The organism is Halobacteriovorax sp. RT-2-4, from assembly GCF_047085445.1.
Taxonomy (GTDB): Bacteria; Bdellovibrionota; Bacteriovoracia; order Bacteriovoracales; family Bacteriovoracaceae; genus Halobacteriovorax_A.
The window spans coordinates 1,019,666-1,032,951 of the sequence record NZ_JBKIXY010000001.1 but is presented as its reverse complement, the minus strand read 5'-3'; the positions used below and the strand labels follow the sequence as shown (position 1 = coordinate 1,032,951).

At 36.3% G+C, this 13,286-nt stretch carries 15 protein-coding genes; 9 read left to right on the top strand and 6 right to left on the bottom strand.

Annotation, left to right across the window (positions count from 1 at the left end):
• Positions 1-78: 78 nt before the first annotated feature.
• On the top strand, positions 79-1,167 hold the full coding sequence (locus ACMAYL_RS04815) for a GNAT family N-acetyltransferase/peptidase C39 family protein (protein ID WP_412462841.1): 1,089 nt from the start codon (positions 79-81) through the stop codon (positions 1,165-1,167).
• Positions 1,168-1,185: 18 nt separating this feature from the next.
• Positions 1,186-2,265 (top strand): hypothetical protein, encoded by a 1,080-nt coding sequence (locus ACMAYL_RS04810; protein ID WP_103216661.1) that lies wholly within the window; start codon positions 1,186-1,188, stop codon positions 2,263-2,265.
• On the opposite strand, the gene ACMAYL_RS04805 is transcribed toward ACMAYL_RS04810, so the two are convergent.
• The 3 genes from ACMAYL_RS04805 to ACMAYL_RS04795 are packed head-to-tail and all read right to left on the bottom strand — an operon-like array spanning position 2,251 to position 3,855.
• Positions 2,251-2,598, bottom strand: coding sequence for a 4a-hydroxytetrahydrobiopterin dehydratase (locus ACMAYL_RS04805; protein WP_412469779.1), 348 nt, complete (start codon positions 2,596-2,598; stop codon positions 2,251-2,253). The two genes, ACMAYL_RS04810 and ACMAYL_RS04805, sit on opposite strands and share 15 nt — an antisense overlap.
• Positions 2,599-2,620: 22 nt before the next feature.
• Positions 2,621-2,932 carry an NGG1p interacting factor NIF3 gene (locus ACMAYL_RS04800; RefSeq protein ID WP_412469778.1) on the bottom strand — a complete coding sequence of 104 codons (312 nt, stop codon included), beginning with the start codon at positions 2,930-2,932 and terminating at the stop codon, positions 2,621-2,623.
• Positions 2,933-2,964: 32 nt separating this feature from the next.
• Complete coding sequence (locus ACMAYL_RS04795; protein ID WP_412469777.1) at positions 2,965-3,855, bottom strand: LysR family transcriptional regulator; 891 nt, start codon at positions 3,853-3,855, stop codon at positions 2,965-2,967.
• Between the two features lie 82 nt (positions 3,856-3,937).
• Here ACMAYL_RS04795 and ACMAYL_RS04790 point away from each other — a divergent pair, with 82 nt between their 5' ends.
• From ACMAYL_RS04790 to ACMAYL_RS04775, 4 genes are all read left to right on the top strand, one after another.
• Positions 3,938-4,354 (top strand): hypothetical protein, encoded by a 417-nt coding sequence (locus tag ACMAYL_RS04790; protein ID WP_412469776.1) that lies wholly within the window; start codon positions 3,938-3,940, stop codon positions 4,352-4,354.
• Positions 4,355-4,449: 95 nt separating this feature from the next.
• A complete protein-coding gene (locus ACMAYL_RS04785; protein WP_412469775.1) occupies positions 4,450-6,027 on the top strand; it encodes a methyl-accepting chemotaxis protein in 1,578 nt (525 codons plus the stop codon).
• Between the two features lie 40 nt (positions 6,028-6,067).
• Entirely contained in the window at positions 6,068-6,754 is a 687-nt protein-coding gene (locus tag ACMAYL_RS04780; RefSeq protein ID WP_412469774.1) for a helix-turn-helix domain-containing protein, read from the top strand.
• A 38-nt stretch (positions 6,755-6,792) separates the two neighbouring features.
• Complete coding sequence (locus ACMAYL_RS04775) at positions 6,793-7,485, top strand: transglutaminase-like domain-containing protein (protein ID WP_412470809.1); 693 nt, start codon at positions 6,793-6,795, stop codon at positions 7,483-7,485.
• A gap of 12 nt (positions 7,486-7,497) precedes the next feature.
• On the opposite strand, the gene ACMAYL_RS04770 is transcribed toward ACMAYL_RS04775, so the two are convergent.
• Both ACMAYL_RS04770 and ACMAYL_RS04765 read right to left on the bottom strand, forming a co-directional pair.
• Positions 7,498-8,043, bottom strand: coding sequence for a glutathione peroxidase (locus ACMAYL_RS04770; protein WP_103216669.1), 546 nt, complete (start codon positions 8,041-8,043; stop codon positions 7,498-7,500).
• Between the two features lie 46 nt (positions 8,044-8,089).
• Entirely contained in the window at positions 8,090-10,264 is a 2,175-nt protein-coding gene (locus ACMAYL_RS04765) for an OsmC domain/YcaO domain-containing protein (RefSeq protein ID WP_412469772.1), read from the bottom strand.
• A 185-nt stretch (positions 10,265-10,449) separates the two neighbouring features.
• On the opposite strand from ACMAYL_RS04765, the gene ACMAYL_RS04760 reads away from it, so the two are divergent.
• The 3 genes from ACMAYL_RS04760 (at position 10,450) to ACMAYL_RS04750 (ending at position 12,287) form a co-directional block, all read left to right on the top strand.
• Positions 10,450-10,905, top strand: coding sequence for a hypothetical protein (locus ACMAYL_RS04760; protein WP_021266502.1), 456 nt, complete (start codon positions 10,450-10,452; stop codon positions 10,903-10,905).
• A 128-nt stretch (positions 10,906-11,033) separates the two neighbouring features.
• Positions 11,034-11,627 carry an OmpW/AlkL family protein gene (locus ACMAYL_RS04755; protein ID WP_412462833.1) on the top strand — a complete coding sequence of 198 codons (594 nt, stop codon included), beginning with the start codon at positions 11,034-11,036 and terminating at the stop codon, positions 11,625-11,627.
• A gap of 93 nt (positions 11,628-11,720) precedes the next feature.
• On the top strand, positions 11,721-12,287 hold the full coding sequence (locus ACMAYL_RS04750) for a GNAT family N-acetyltransferase (protein ID WP_392991269.1): 567 nt from the start codon (positions 11,721-11,723) through the stop codon (positions 12,285-12,287).
• On the opposite strand, the gene ACMAYL_RS04745 is transcribed toward ACMAYL_RS04750, so the two are convergent.
• Positions 12,284-13,231, bottom strand: a complete 948-nt coding sequence (locus ACMAYL_RS04745; protein WP_412469771.1) for a hypothetical protein — start codon at positions 13,229-13,231, stop codon at positions 12,284-12,286. The genes ACMAYL_RS04750 and ACMAYL_RS04745 overlap by 4 nt on opposite strands.
• Between the last annotated feature and the right edge of the window lie 55 nt (positions 13,232-13,286).

Below are 13,286 nucleotides of genomic sequence, written 5' to 3'. Positions count from 1 at the left end.
TTTTATCTCCACATAAAAATAAAGATATTTTTTTACACAAGAATAATATAAATTATTAAAAAAAAGCGAGAGTTTTTTATGCATATTTTTAGAGATGCAACCTTAGAAGATCTGAACGCACTCCTTGCAATTGAAGAGGAGTCATTTGATGGCGATCGCCTGAGCGCCACGAATTTTAAATACGCCATTACCAAGTCTCATGGGGCCTTAAAAGTTATCCTTGTTAACAAGGTAATTGCTGGCTATATCCTAGTTCTTTTTCACAGAGGGACTTCTTTAGGACGTATTTACTCAATTGCTATAAGTAAAGCCCATCAAGGGCAGGGGCTAGCAAAAAAACTTATGTTATTGGCCGAGAAAGTGGGTTTGGAACACTCATGTTCATATTTGCGCCTTGAGGTTAAACGCACTAATAAGGGGGCCATTTCTCTTTATGAAAAGTTAGGATATAAAGAATTTAAGATAAAACATGACTATTATGAGGATCATCAAGATGCTCTTTGCTATGAGAAGAGGATCCGTAAAGCTCCGCTCAAGGCAAAGAGAAATATCCCTTATTATCAACAAACGACAGACTTCACTTGTGGACCGAGTGCACTGATGATGGCACTTCGCTTTTTACGTCCAAAAATTAAGCTTAATCAAGAGTTAGAGTTAGATCTATGGCGTGAGGCCACAACCATTTATATGGCTTCTGGCCATGGTGGATGTGGCCCTCATGGGATTGCTCTTGCAGCCGCGAATCGCGGCCTTAAAACTGAAATTTACATCAATAGAAAGTCATCTCTTTTTACTGACACAGTACGAGATAAGAAGAAAAAACAGGTGATTGAGCTAGTTCAAAGTAATTTTGAAAAGAAACTCAAGGAAGTAGGTGTAAAAACTCACTTTAAAAATTATGGCATCAGCAAAATCCGTGAGATAATAGAAGGCGGAGGATTGGCCTTAGTTTTAATTAGTGCCTATCGATTGACGGAGACGAAAGTTCCGCATTGGATTGTCATAACTAATATTGATGACGAGTTTATTTATTTTAATGATCCTGATTTGAAAGATAATCAAGATAAGGTCGATAATATAAACATCCCTGTAGGTATTGATGAGTTTGAAAAAATGGCAAAATATGGAAGTGGACAGTTGAAATGTGTTATTTCACTATTTCCATAAATTAGGTATTGGTGACTTATGAATAAGAAAATGGGTGTCCTAAAAGTATATCGTATTTTTGATATCGCTCACGAAGTCAAATTAGACAAAGCTTATGAAAAGCTCAAAAGTCTTACTATCTTAAAAAAGTTTAGCTTAAATAGACCTTCTAAAAATATGCTATTTCAAGATCCTCCTTTGGTGGTTTTCTTAGGAGATCATTCAATCGAAAATATGAAAGTTGCTGTAACTGTTAAACTTTGGAGTTATGGTGCGCTTTCTTTTTCTGTTGATATCGAATGTCCTTTCTTTGTTGAGAAGAAGGAGCTTATTGAATGGGTAGAGAATTGGTCTCAGGGAGACTCTGTAGAGAACTTCTGTCGAGAACGAATCAACTTCTTTGTGGAGTCGTTAGGGGATTCTCTTATTAAGCCTAAGACTTGGGAACAAAGTGAAGAGTATAGTATTTTCGTTACTTCTCCAAAATATCATAATAAGGATTATTGGCTAGAAGACTCTTTTGTTTATCAGTTATTAGCAATGGAAAAGAACGTAAAGCTTAGTCCGGCCATGCTCGCTCCGGTTATCGATTGTACGATATCGTATGGACCGGATGATCTAGTGGCAATCGATTGGGATAATGCATTCGTTTATTCTGAAGTTGATGGACATGATATTTGTGATGTTATTGAATTTGCAAATATACAGCTCCTAGAACTTCGCTACTTTGATGATCTTCTTGATAAGAAGCTTTCAGGTTTATATCGCCAAGTCGTGGAAAAAAATCCTTCTGTCTTTAGTAAAATTTCTGTCTTAGCTAAGGATGCAAGTCAGTTATATTTTGAAACAAGTGAACTTGTCGATCGAATTGAGAATTCCGTTAAGGTTATTGGAGATATTTACTATGCACGCTTATTTCGTATTTGTTTGAAGCGTTTACAAGTAGAACAATGGCAATCTCTTGTGGATCAAAAACTAAAAAACTTACTTGATGTTTCACAAATGTATATGGCAGAAGTAAATAACCATAAAAGTCATTTGATGGAAATTGTCATCATTGTTCTTATTGCTATTGAAGTTATACCATTCGTATACAATATTATTTTAAAGCTTATGTGACTTTAGGATCTGATCGATTTTACTCGCAAATATGAAGTCACTTTCCACAAGATCATCTATCTTATGTGTCCATAAGTCGACTCTTAGTTTTCCAAAACTTATATACAGATCAGGATGATGCCACTGCTCATCCGCAACCTTTGCTATTTCATTTGCAATGGCCATTGGTTGCTCAAACTTTTCACATGTTAGATCAAGACACAAGCGCTTCTTATCATTTGAAAAGCTCCAACGTGGATCAATCTGGTCTTTTAGTTGTAGCTTTTCATCAAGTGGGAGAGGTGGAACTCCGCCTTGACATGGAATACAGCTTTTTTCACTTAATATTGTCATATATTCTCCTACCCAATAACGATTAGAAATTTATAAGTTCGTAGAGGTCTATTGCTGGCTCTTCATACGGATGAGCCTTTCTTAGTGCCTTAATGACATCTTCAATTTTATCATCAGGACAAATGGTTTCAACTTTAAGTTCTATAACTTTCTCAAGCTCTCCACCTTTTCCGATATGTGGATTTGCTTCTAGATTAGGTCTAAATTGTCCTATACCCTCTACTTCAAACGAGCAACGATCATAATTTCCAATTGTTCCTGCTCCAGCATCAAATACCGCATTTTTTACCACTTCTGCATTGGCTTTCGGTACGAAGAAAACTAACTTTTTCATTATCCCTCTTGTTATTCTTGATTCAAGTTACTCTATTTAAGTTTTCGAAGAACTTTACCAAGTACTTTTGTAATTTTATTTTCCTGATCTTCTTTTCTTTTTACAAGATATATTGGTTGCTTAGTCGAATCAAGTTTAGAAATCTTTATTTCATGAAGTTTAAATTCACTTTTCACATTCTTATTGTGTAGATCAACTAGAAAAGTCGGAAAATAGCCAACTGCTAAGCTTGATCGTGATATTGATAAGGCCGTCTCAAGTAAACTTACACGGTATTTGATAAATCGCTTTATTCTTCCATCTGGCCAACCATCAAGTCCTTGCGCCCTTGTTGGAGTATCATTTACAGAAGTAAGAGGAGCGACAAAAGGTAGAAGTTCAAAATCGATTTTTTCACTTATATTTTTCTTTATAAATTTTTCTGTACCATAGAGTCCCATTTGAACGTGACCTATTTTTAAATGATCAAGTTGATGATGAGGAACTGGAATATAAGTCAGGCCGTAATCGACATTACCATTGATGATAGACTCTTCAATTTTTCCAGGTGTTAATTCGCGTATCTCAACTTGAATATCGTCACCAAGTTGAGTCATGATATCTGGTGCTAAGTAAGTAGAAAAAACTTCAAAGGTACCAATCCGACAAATTGTTTCAACTTTAATTTGTTCTTGATTGGCCAGTTGTAAAAGCCTTTCTTCCTCTAGTAATAGTCGATCAATCTCTTGGGCAATTCGCAATCCCGCCTGTGTGATTTTTATACCACGTCCGTCTTTTGTAATGAGATCAACACCAAGCTCTTGCTCCAAGCTTTTGATTGATTTTGAAAGCCCTGCATGAGATATCCCAAGAATTTGCGCGGCTTCTCTCATATTTTTGGTCTGTACAATTGATTTAAAATGTCTGATTTTATTGGTATCCATTAGTTACCAAAGATATATTAATATTCACTTTTGTTCAATAAATTACTTTTGTATATTGTCTCCAACAGTAAAGGAGGAATATATGTATGCGAAATTATTGATATTAAAACTTACTCTTCTTATGTCCATAGGGGCAAGTTTTGGAATGAAGGCCTATGCTCAAGAGGCACCAGCAAATCTAATTTGCAGAAGCGCTTCTGGTTCATCAGTTGGATGTTGGTCATCATTTTACAGTTTCTTTTACGAGAATAATCAATTTAGTTTCACTAAAGAATTATCCACGCCATCGGGAAGAATGTGTGGATGGCCTCCTTACGGTACTCAAGTATTAGCGAAGGGAAGAATTGAGTTCTATAGTTCAACTAATGCTCGTATTTATACAAGTACAGATAAAGATGAGTTAGAAATTGGAGAAGTTATAATCGAGGGAAGTCGAGTAGAGTTGTCTTTATATGATGATGAATTGATTGTCCTTGATAATTGTCGCTCCTATAAATAGTAAACCCTGACCAATATCATAAAAATAATTGAGTTCGGTTCATTAATTTGTTTTGCAAACTGACGAGGAGTAAGAGGTATTTAGGAGGAAATCTAATGATTAGTCTAAAAGAGAGAATCAAATACTTCTTTTCTGCGTCAGTTTATTCAGTTTTATCTTCAGCGGTTTTTGTTGTTCTGTTATTTGCAGTGACACTTCCGTCGATTAACACAACAGCTCGTAATGGAAAGAATGAAAGTGTTAAAGTTGCGATTCATAATGCATATAGTATGGTTAAGTATCTTTATGATGAATCACAAGAGGGGAAGATTACAGAAGCACAAGCAAAGCTTCATGCTAAAAACCTTCTTCAGGCGCTACGTTTTGATGGAAAGAATTATTTCTTTGTAAGTGATAAGAATCTTAATGTTGTTGCTCATGGTGCAGACCCATATAAAGTTGGAAATAATATGGCCAAGTATCAAGACGGTAAGGGAACATTTCTTTATAAGGAATTTCTAAAGATTGGTCTTGAAAAAGGGGAAGGCCAACTAACTTATTATCGTGCTCGAAAGAAAGAAGGTGATGTAATTGAAAAAACATCTTATATCAAATATTTCGAACCATGGGGTTGGGTAATTGGAACAGGTGTCTATCTAGATGATGTTAATGTCGCAGTTTTTGAAGCTAAAAAGAGCACTCTAATTGGTCTTATGATTTGTGTTGCTATTGCTCTTGGCCTTTCTTTGTGGAATGCGCACTCAATGTATGCAAATTTCATTGCTCCAATTAAGTCAGTCATTAGAAACCTTAAACAAGAATATGTAGAGCTAGAGAGAATCGCTAATAATATTAACTCTAGTTCGAGACAAATTCTTGATGTTTCAAGTAAGCAAACTGACTCTGTGGATAATGTTGCTGCGGCCATAACTGAAATAAAGTCTATGGTTGACTCAACAAGGGACAATGCTGATCGATCAAGTGGTCTTGCTAAACATACAGCAAATATTTCAAATGAGTCTAAAGAAAAAATTCTAAGACTTGTGCAGTCTTTTGATATCATCAAAAAAGATAACGAAGAGGTAATTCAAGTCATTAGAGACAATAGTGTTCAGTTAAATGATATCTCGAATACAATCAATGATATTCAAGAAAAGACTGAAGTTATTAGTGATATCGTTTTTCAGACAAAGCTTTTATCTTTCAATGCTTCGGTCGAGGCTGCAAGAGCTGGAGAGCACGGAAAGGGATTTAGTGTTGTGGCAGAAGAAATTGGGGGACTTGCTAAGGTTAGTGGAGAGTCAGCAATTGAGATCGCTACAATAATTGATGAATCAACTCGTCGAGTGAAAGAGTTAACTGATATGACGACAAAGACTGTTGAAAATCTCGTTCAAGTAACAGAGAAAGATTTGCTCGAAGGGCAAAAGTTAATGGCCGATTGTCGTGATGCTCTTGAAGAGTTGGTTGGTCAGTCAATGGAGTCCTCAAGTATGTGTAATGAAATCCTAGGTGCTCTTTCTGAACAAGAAAATGGTATCGCAGATGTTAATACTTCGATTAATACTCTAAATGAGTCGCAATGGCAGCTAAAGAGTTCACAGGAGTCTTCAGCTCGTGAAGTTGAAGATCTAGTTAAGAAGAGTGAACAAATTAAAACAGCAGTTGAGAAATTAGAAAAAATCGCAGCATAACAAGCTAGTAATTGATTCAAATGGCCCTTATAATAGGGCCATGAATCGAAAAATTTATCTCTTTGACTATTTCACTGTAATTGAATCCGAATCACTAAATGTTGAGTTTCATTCTCATATTGCTCAACAGTTGTCTTTCTCCCTAGATTCTTGTCCTTTAAAATATGAGACGGAAGAAGGCGTGTTTGAAAAGAGATTTATTTACCTGCCTTCTTTAACAAAGCACAGATTCCTAAGTGAAAGCTGCCACAATTTAACGATTCTCATTGATGAAGAAGCCAGCTTCAAACTTGATGTTGAACATATTGATACTAGAGTTCTAAAACTTGAAACGATCAATCGCAAGAGTGTCGAAAGCTTTCTTAAACAACTTGGCCTAATATCTAATAAAGAATTGGATGAGAGAATTATCAAGCTATTTCAAATGATTAAAGATTATGAGAACCTTGATGAAGTAAAGTTAAAGGATTTTGCAAACTCGCTTGCACTTTCGGAAAGTCGTCTTTTACATCTATTTAAAGAAGAGGTTGGTGTAACATTTAGAAAGTATATTCTTTGGCAAAAGCTTAAGAGGGCGGTTGATGCACAAGCAGAAGGTCGAAATATTACGGACATTGCCATCGCTGCTGGCTTTAGTGATTCTGCACATTTCTCAAAGTTTTTTAAACAAAGTTTTGGTCTTTCACCAAAAAAAATTTTTAAAAATAGCCAGTTTATACAAGAATAAAATATCCAAGATTCGTATTATCTTCTTAAGGAGAATATATGAAATCAAAGTTACTCGATCTTAATCACCCCGATATAATCAAATTGAAAGATGAAATTCTAGAGCTTTCTCGAGACGAATCTCAAATCATAGGAGCTTGCTACCGTTATGTTAGAGATGAGATTAATTTTGGCTATAACTCAAGTGATGATATTACAGCATCTCAAGTATTACGTGACGGCTACGGTCAGTGCAATACCAAGGCAACACTACTGATGAGTTTACTGACTTCCTGTGGGATTGAGAATAGGCTTCATGGTTTTACGATTGACAAAAAACTACAATACGGAGCAGTTACAGGATTTTTTTATACAATCGCTCCTCGTGAAATTCTTCATAGCTGGGTAGAAGTGAAGTATCAAGGGCAATGGTATAACCTTGAGGGCTTTATTCTCGATTCTGACTACCTGACAGCTATTCAAAAGATGGCCGGTAAGGATGTTCGTTCGTTTTGTGGCTACGGAGTTGCTTGTAAAGATTTACAGAATCCTGAAGTCGATTGGAAAGGTGGAAACTCAACTTATATTCAAAAGGAAGGGATCGTAAGAGATTTGGGATTATATGAAACACCAGATGAGTTTTATCAAAAATATGGAACAAACCCTAAAGGAATAAAAAAATTCTTCTATAAATATTTTATTCGCTTCTTGATGAATAAAAATGTTAGTGACATAAGAAATAGACCTGCTTAACGCAGGTCTTACTTATAAAATTTCATTTAACTTTGAAGTGATTTTTTCATCAGTTGGAGCAATATCAGGAAAGTAGCGCTCTACAATTTCACCATTCGAATTTAGAAGAAACTTTTCAAAGTTCCAGTGAATATCATGCTCTTGGCCTGTGATAAGTCCTTTACTAGTTAGAAGTTGCTCAAAGTCAGGCTTATCATTTCTTACAGCATCTTTTTTTGTTTCAGTAAGGGCCTTGTATAGAGGATGTTGACCTTCACCTTTAACAATGATCTTTTCATTTACTGGAAATGTCACGTTGTACTCAAGAGAGCAGAATTGCTGGATTTCTTCATTGCTTCCAGGTTCTTGTCCAAGGAATTCATTTGCTGGGAACGCAAGAATCTCAAGTCCCTTGTCTTTGTATTCTGAATATAATTTCTGTAATCCTTCATATTGTGGTGTTAGGCCACATTTTGAAGCAACATTAACGATGAGGTATGCTTTTGCATTAAAGTCAGGGATCGTCTTTGTAAGACCTTTTGCATCTTTAAATTGAATTGTATTTAGATTTGTACTCATATTGGTAACCTCCTAAAGATTTTCTATAAGAGGTTACCATAAAGATTTATTTAAGAAAGTTGTGGCGTGCCAATTGAAGCTTTTTATAACTTTCAATTAACTTAAGGTGTTTATCGATTCCCTCAAGATTCATACTTGTCGGTGTTAGGCCGTCGAAACGATTTTCACCTGTTATGGTTTTATTCACTCGCTCCATCAGATCTGGCCCGTACATACGAGTTAGGTTTTCAATGTAATCTTTCATCTCAAGATCGTCGCCAAGTTCAATATCAAGTGCAATATTTAATACTTGATAAAAACGTCTTCGCTCAATAGTATTGTCATTAAACGTACCAAGCATTTCTACTAGCTCTTTTGCATCATCAAATTGTTTTAATGCAAGGTATGTAAGTGCTTTTAACTCGCCAATTACTAATTGTCCCCAAACCGTACTTTCGTCAAATGCCACACCAATTAGTTCTGATACAGGCATATAGTTATCAAGAGAACTTTCTTCAAGTTGACCAACTAACTCTGACAAATCCTCTTCATCAAGTGCGTGTAGGTTTAAAATCGCTTCTCTGTAGTCTAGTGCCTGATTGTGGTTATCCCAAATAAGGTCTTCTGGAAGATAGATTTCAGAATAATTAGGTACCAAGATTCGACAAGCCGCTGCTCCAAGTTCATTGTAGTCAGCAATATATACTTCTTTTTCGAGCTCTTTTAAAATCCCCATCAGGTAGTCATATTCTTCTTGAGTTGTTCCAGAAAAATTCCATTCATTAAATTCATACTGCGGCTTTCCTGCAAAGAAACGCCAAGAAATGATACCTGTTGAATCAATAAAGTGATCAACAATATTATTATGCTCTTTGATCGCAAATTCATTAAATGTTGGAGGGAATGTATCATTCATTCCTTCAAAACTTCGTCCTTGGAGAAGTTCAGTAAGTGATCTCTCAAGAGCAACCTCAAAACGAGGGTGCGCACCAAAAGAAGCAAAGACGCCACCATTTCTAGGGTTCATAAGAGTGACACACATAACTGGAAATTTTCCACCAAGTGAAGCATCTTTAACTACGATTGGAAAACCTGCTTCTTCAAGCTTGTTTATACCTTCCATAATCGTTGGGTATTTTTCTAATACTGATTTGGGTACATCAGGAAGAGTAATTTCATCAACAATGATTTGTTTTTTTACAGCTCTTTCAAAAATTTCAGAAAGACATTGTACGCGGGCTTCATATTTTGTATTTCCAGCACTCATCCCATTACTTACAAAAAGGTTTGCAATAAGGTTGGCCGGTATATAAATAGTCTTTCCATCTGATTGCCTTTCATATGGAAGAGCACAAATACCGCGCTCATAATTTCCTGAGTTCGTATCAACTAAATGTGATGCTGAAAGCTCTCCATCGTTATCATAGGCACAGATAAGTGTTTCATCCATAAGCCCTAGTGGTAAAGAGTCATCTTCTGGAATCTCAAACCATTTCTCATTAGGGTAGTGAACAAAGTCTGCATTTGCGATTTCTTCACCAAGATAGTAATCACTGTAGAAATAATTTGTACTGATGCGCTCAAGGTATTCCCCAAGAGCAGATGCAAGGGCCGCATCTTTTGTTGCACCCTTACCATTTGTAAAACACATTGGAGAGTCTGCGTCTCTAATATGGACAGACCAAACGTGTGGGACTTGGTTACGCCAAGAAGCGATTTCAATTTTAATCCCTAGTCCTGCAAGAAGTTCAGTCATGTTAGCGATTGTCTCTTCAAGAGAACAATCTTTGCCTGGAATCATCGTTTTAGTGTTTTCAACTTCATATTCAAGCTTAACATCGTTTCCTAAAACTTCTTTTGCTTCTATTTTAAAATCGATTTCATTTTGGATGACTCGCTTAACTGTACAGCGCTCCATTGATGCTAGAATCCCTTTCTTATCTTTTTCAGAAATCGTAGCGGGAAGTTCTGCATGAATGACAAATGATTGCTTATAGCGATTGTCAGGATCCACAATATTTTGCTGACTGATACGAATATCATCAGTTGGAATATCACGACTATTACAATAGACCTTCGCAAAGTAGGCTGCACACATGGCAGAGGATGCGAGGAAATAGTCATATGGGCCAGGAGCTGTACCGTCACCTTTGTAGCGAACAGGTTGGTCTGAGATGATTTTAAAGTCGTCGAAGCTTGCTTCGATTTTTAGATTGTCGAGGTATTTTACGTTTACTTGCATGGCGCTATAACTACCATAAATAAGTATGTTATGGCCCTAACGATCTTCCATCCTATAAGAATTACTGCTATTTATCTCATTGTAAGTATGTGAAAATAAATAAATTTAACTTTCTTAAGTTGCCAATTATTGCCATTCCATGATCTTTATTGCGAAAATACTCGTTCAATTTAAAGGAGAAGTTAATGAAATCTATCATTTTAATGCTGGCAATGCTGCCTTGCCTAGTTTTTGGTTATAACCACCCAGACGCAAAAACACTTATGACTGAATACCAAGAATTCCGTTCGATGGTTTCAACAATGAAGCACGATTACCTAGTAGGTGATTGGTATAAGGCCAAAGATTTTGGTGACACAACTCTTATGTGGAACCTTGGTGATAATTTAACAGATCGTGAAGTAATTCGTTTCTTTAGAAGAAAGGCTGACGGTTCTGTTTTCACTGTAACTTATCACCGTTCAGATTATATTGTTGATGGAAGAATTGTTCTTCGTCGTTTTGTTGGACCAGAGCCAACAGGTTGGATCAACCATACGATCGATTATGAAACAGGTGAGCAACTAGGTTCTCAAGGCTGGTGGCCAATGTTTGATGATTCAGATCATGCATTCATGCAACAGTGGGGATTCCACTACTAAGAATTAAAAATGAAAGCCTACAAAAGTAGGCTTTTTTTTATTTTTATTTTTATCTCTGATCTGTCTCATAAAAATTTAAAAACTCTTTTGTTATTTTTTTTATATAAAAAAACACACAAGGAGTTTTTGTGAAAAAAACATCAATCATTTCAATTCTATTTTTCTTAATGTTCAATTCTTTTTCATTCGCGCAGGAAAACGCGATGGTGCGTGTTAGAGCGCTAGGTGTAAGCCCTGATGTTAGTGATAATATCGGTGGTAATATTGCAATTAATAACGAATCAGTACCTGAAGTCGATTTCTCTTACTTCTTCCATCCAAACTTTGCTGTTGAATTAATTCTTGCAACAGCAACTCATGATGTAAATCTTAACGGAACAGGAAGCCTTGGAAGTGTTTCTCTTCTACCTCCAACATTACTTGCTCAGTACCATATGGATTTTGGTATGTTTAAACCATATGTAGGAGCAGGGATCAACTACACAATCTTTTATGGAGAAGTTCCTGGAGACATGGCCTCAACTAAGTACGATGATTCATTTGGATATGCATTACAGCTTGGTACAGATATCAAGGTTGCACAAAATATGTATCTAAACTTTGACGTAAAAAAACTTTACTTACAAACAGATGCAACAGTTGATACTGGATCTGGAGTTGTGAAGGCTGAAGTTGATATCGATCCTCTCCTTGTTGGTATCGGTATTGGTTTTAGATTCTAAAACTCTAAAATGGGGGAGGCTATGTGGCGTAGCCTCCTCTTTAAATTCTCTCAAATGATTTGCACCCGTTAATATTTCCTGTATCATTTTTCTATGATGGAATTTGAAATTAGAATCTTAGAAGGCAAAGAATTTGATAAGTATTATCAGGCACACAAAGAAGCAGTCTTTGAAGAAGACCATAGTTATGTTCTTTGGGATATTCTCTCAGAAGAAGAATTAACTAATATCAAAAGACTAAAAGAGAATATGGGGAGTCCATATCAACTTTGTCTTGCGGCATTCGATAAAGATGAGAATTTCATCGGCTGGAGTTGGGGATTTCAAGAAAATAGTACCACTTACTATATGTGTAACTCTGCAGTTCTTCCTGAGTATCGACGACACGGTGTGTACGGTGCCATGCTTGATAAAACTCTCGCAATCCTTGAAGCAGAAGGATTTCAGATGGTCTACTCTCGCCACTGTGCTACTAATAATGCCGTTATTATCCCAAAGCTTAAGGCCGGCTTTCTTATTTCTAAAATGGAACTAGATGATAAATTTGGTGTTCTCATTCATCTTCATCATTATTTCAATGAGAAGAGAAAGAGAGTTATGGATTATCGTGCCGGGCAAATTAAACCCGACACTGATATTAAAAAACTATTTAAAATTTAACGTACACAAAAGTAATTCATTACTTTTGCATTTACTGACCATGGATCACGCACTGGTGACGGATTCATTAGTCCTGGATGATAAACCTTTCCGCCACGTAGGGCCCAAATATTTTGGTGGATAGAAATACCTCCGTTCCAGTCTCCGTAGGCATCAATGGCCTCAAGCTCTGATCCATTAGGAAGTCTTGCATACATATTGTCACAAGCTTGTTCTGCTTGTCTTAGTGAGTTTACTCTTCCGATTGAGCCATTATGCGTTCCAATGATTGTCAGTTTTCTACCATTTACTTTTAGAGTAGAAGGGAATTTTGTTCTTTGGAAATCTTCAAACATACGTGAAGCAATTTGAGACATCACAACAGAAGGTTGCCCAATTCCTTGATAGTTTTTAGTAGAACCATCTGAGCCTACAAGAGTAAGAGTTACTTGAATATTTCCACGACAGTTTGGAGCAAAAGAGTATGATCCATAGGCCATGTAATCAACAAGTGCACCAGCATTATCAGGAATCCAACCAGGCCTTTGACCATTGTTGATTGAATTAAAAATATATCGAATATTATTCATTTGGACGAATTCTAGTTTTCTATCAACTACTGGAAAATCACGGTAGTAACCATCAAAGTAAGCCTTTAGTGTATTTTCAAGAGTTACATCAAGATACTTATGTTGAGTCGCTAGTCTTACGTTCTTGTCATATAAAGCATCGAAAGTAACAAGCATCTGTAGCGCTTCACTACCTTTTGCTCCAGATTGCATAAGCTCTGAGGCAAGGCCAGTCATCTCACTCATATACTCAGTTCGAGTTTGTGAGTAGGCTTGCTTATAAGCACACAGATCCGCTCCTCTTACAAAAGGGATTGATGACCAGATACGGGCCGCTTGAGCTTGTGCACTAATTCCAATAAGAGCTAGTAGAGCTAGGGATTTCAACTTTTTCATAATATCTCCAATTTGCCTGATTATAGGGGGATATCAAAATTTATCATAGTTACTC

Coding starts and splice junctions, on each gene's coding strand:
- ACMAYL_RS04815 (WP_412462841.1), top strand. CDS start 79: ATGCATATTTTTAGAGATGCAACCTTAGAAGATCTGAACGCACTCCTT.
- ACMAYL_RS04810 (WP_103216661.1), top strand. CDS start 1,186: ATGAATAAGAAAATGGGTGTCCTAAAAGTATATCGTATTTTTGATATC.
- ACMAYL_RS04805 (WP_412469779.1), bottom strand. CDS start 2,598: ATGACAATATTAAGTGAAAAAAGCTGTATTCCATGTCAAGGCGGAGTT.
- ACMAYL_RS04800 (WP_412469778.1), bottom strand. CDS start 2,932: ATGAAAAAGTTAGTTTTCTTCGTACCGAAAGCCAATGCAGAAGTGGTA.
- ACMAYL_RS04795 (WP_412469777.1), bottom strand. CDS start 3,855: ATGGATACCAATAAAATCAGACATTTTAAATCAATTGTACAGACCAAA.
- ACMAYL_RS04790 (WP_412469776.1), top strand. CDS start 3,938: ATGTATGCGAAATTATTGATATTAAAACTTACTCTTCTTATGTCCATA.
- ACMAYL_RS04785 (WP_412469775.1), top strand. CDS start 4,450: ATGATTAGTCTAAAAGAGAGAATCAAATACTTCTTTTCTGCGTCAGTT.
- ACMAYL_RS04780 (WP_412469774.1), top strand. CDS start 6,068: ATGAATCGAAAAATTTATCTCTTTGACTATTTCACTGTAATTGAATCC.
- ACMAYL_RS04775 (WP_412470809.1), top strand. CDS start 6,793: ATGAAATCAAAGTTACTCGATCTTAATCACCCCGATATAATCAAATTG.
- ACMAYL_RS04770 (WP_103216669.1), bottom strand. CDS start 8,043: ATGAGTACAAATCTAAATACAATTCAATTTAAAGATGCAAAAGGTCTT.
- ACMAYL_RS04765 (WP_412469772.1), bottom strand. CDS start 10,264: ATGCAAGTAAACGTAAAATACCTCGACAATCTAAAAATCGAAGCAAGC.
- ACMAYL_RS04760 (WP_021266502.1), top strand. CDS start 10,450: ATGAAATCTATCATTTTAATGCTGGCAATGCTGCCTTGCCTAGTTTTT.
- ACMAYL_RS04750 (WP_392991269.1), top strand. CDS start 11,721: ATGATGGAATTTGAAATTAGAATCTTAGAAGGCAAAGAATTTGATAAG.
- ACMAYL_RS04745 (WP_412469771.1), bottom strand. CDS start 13,231: ATGAAAAAGTTGAAATCCCTAGCTCTACTAGCTCTTATTGGAATTAGT.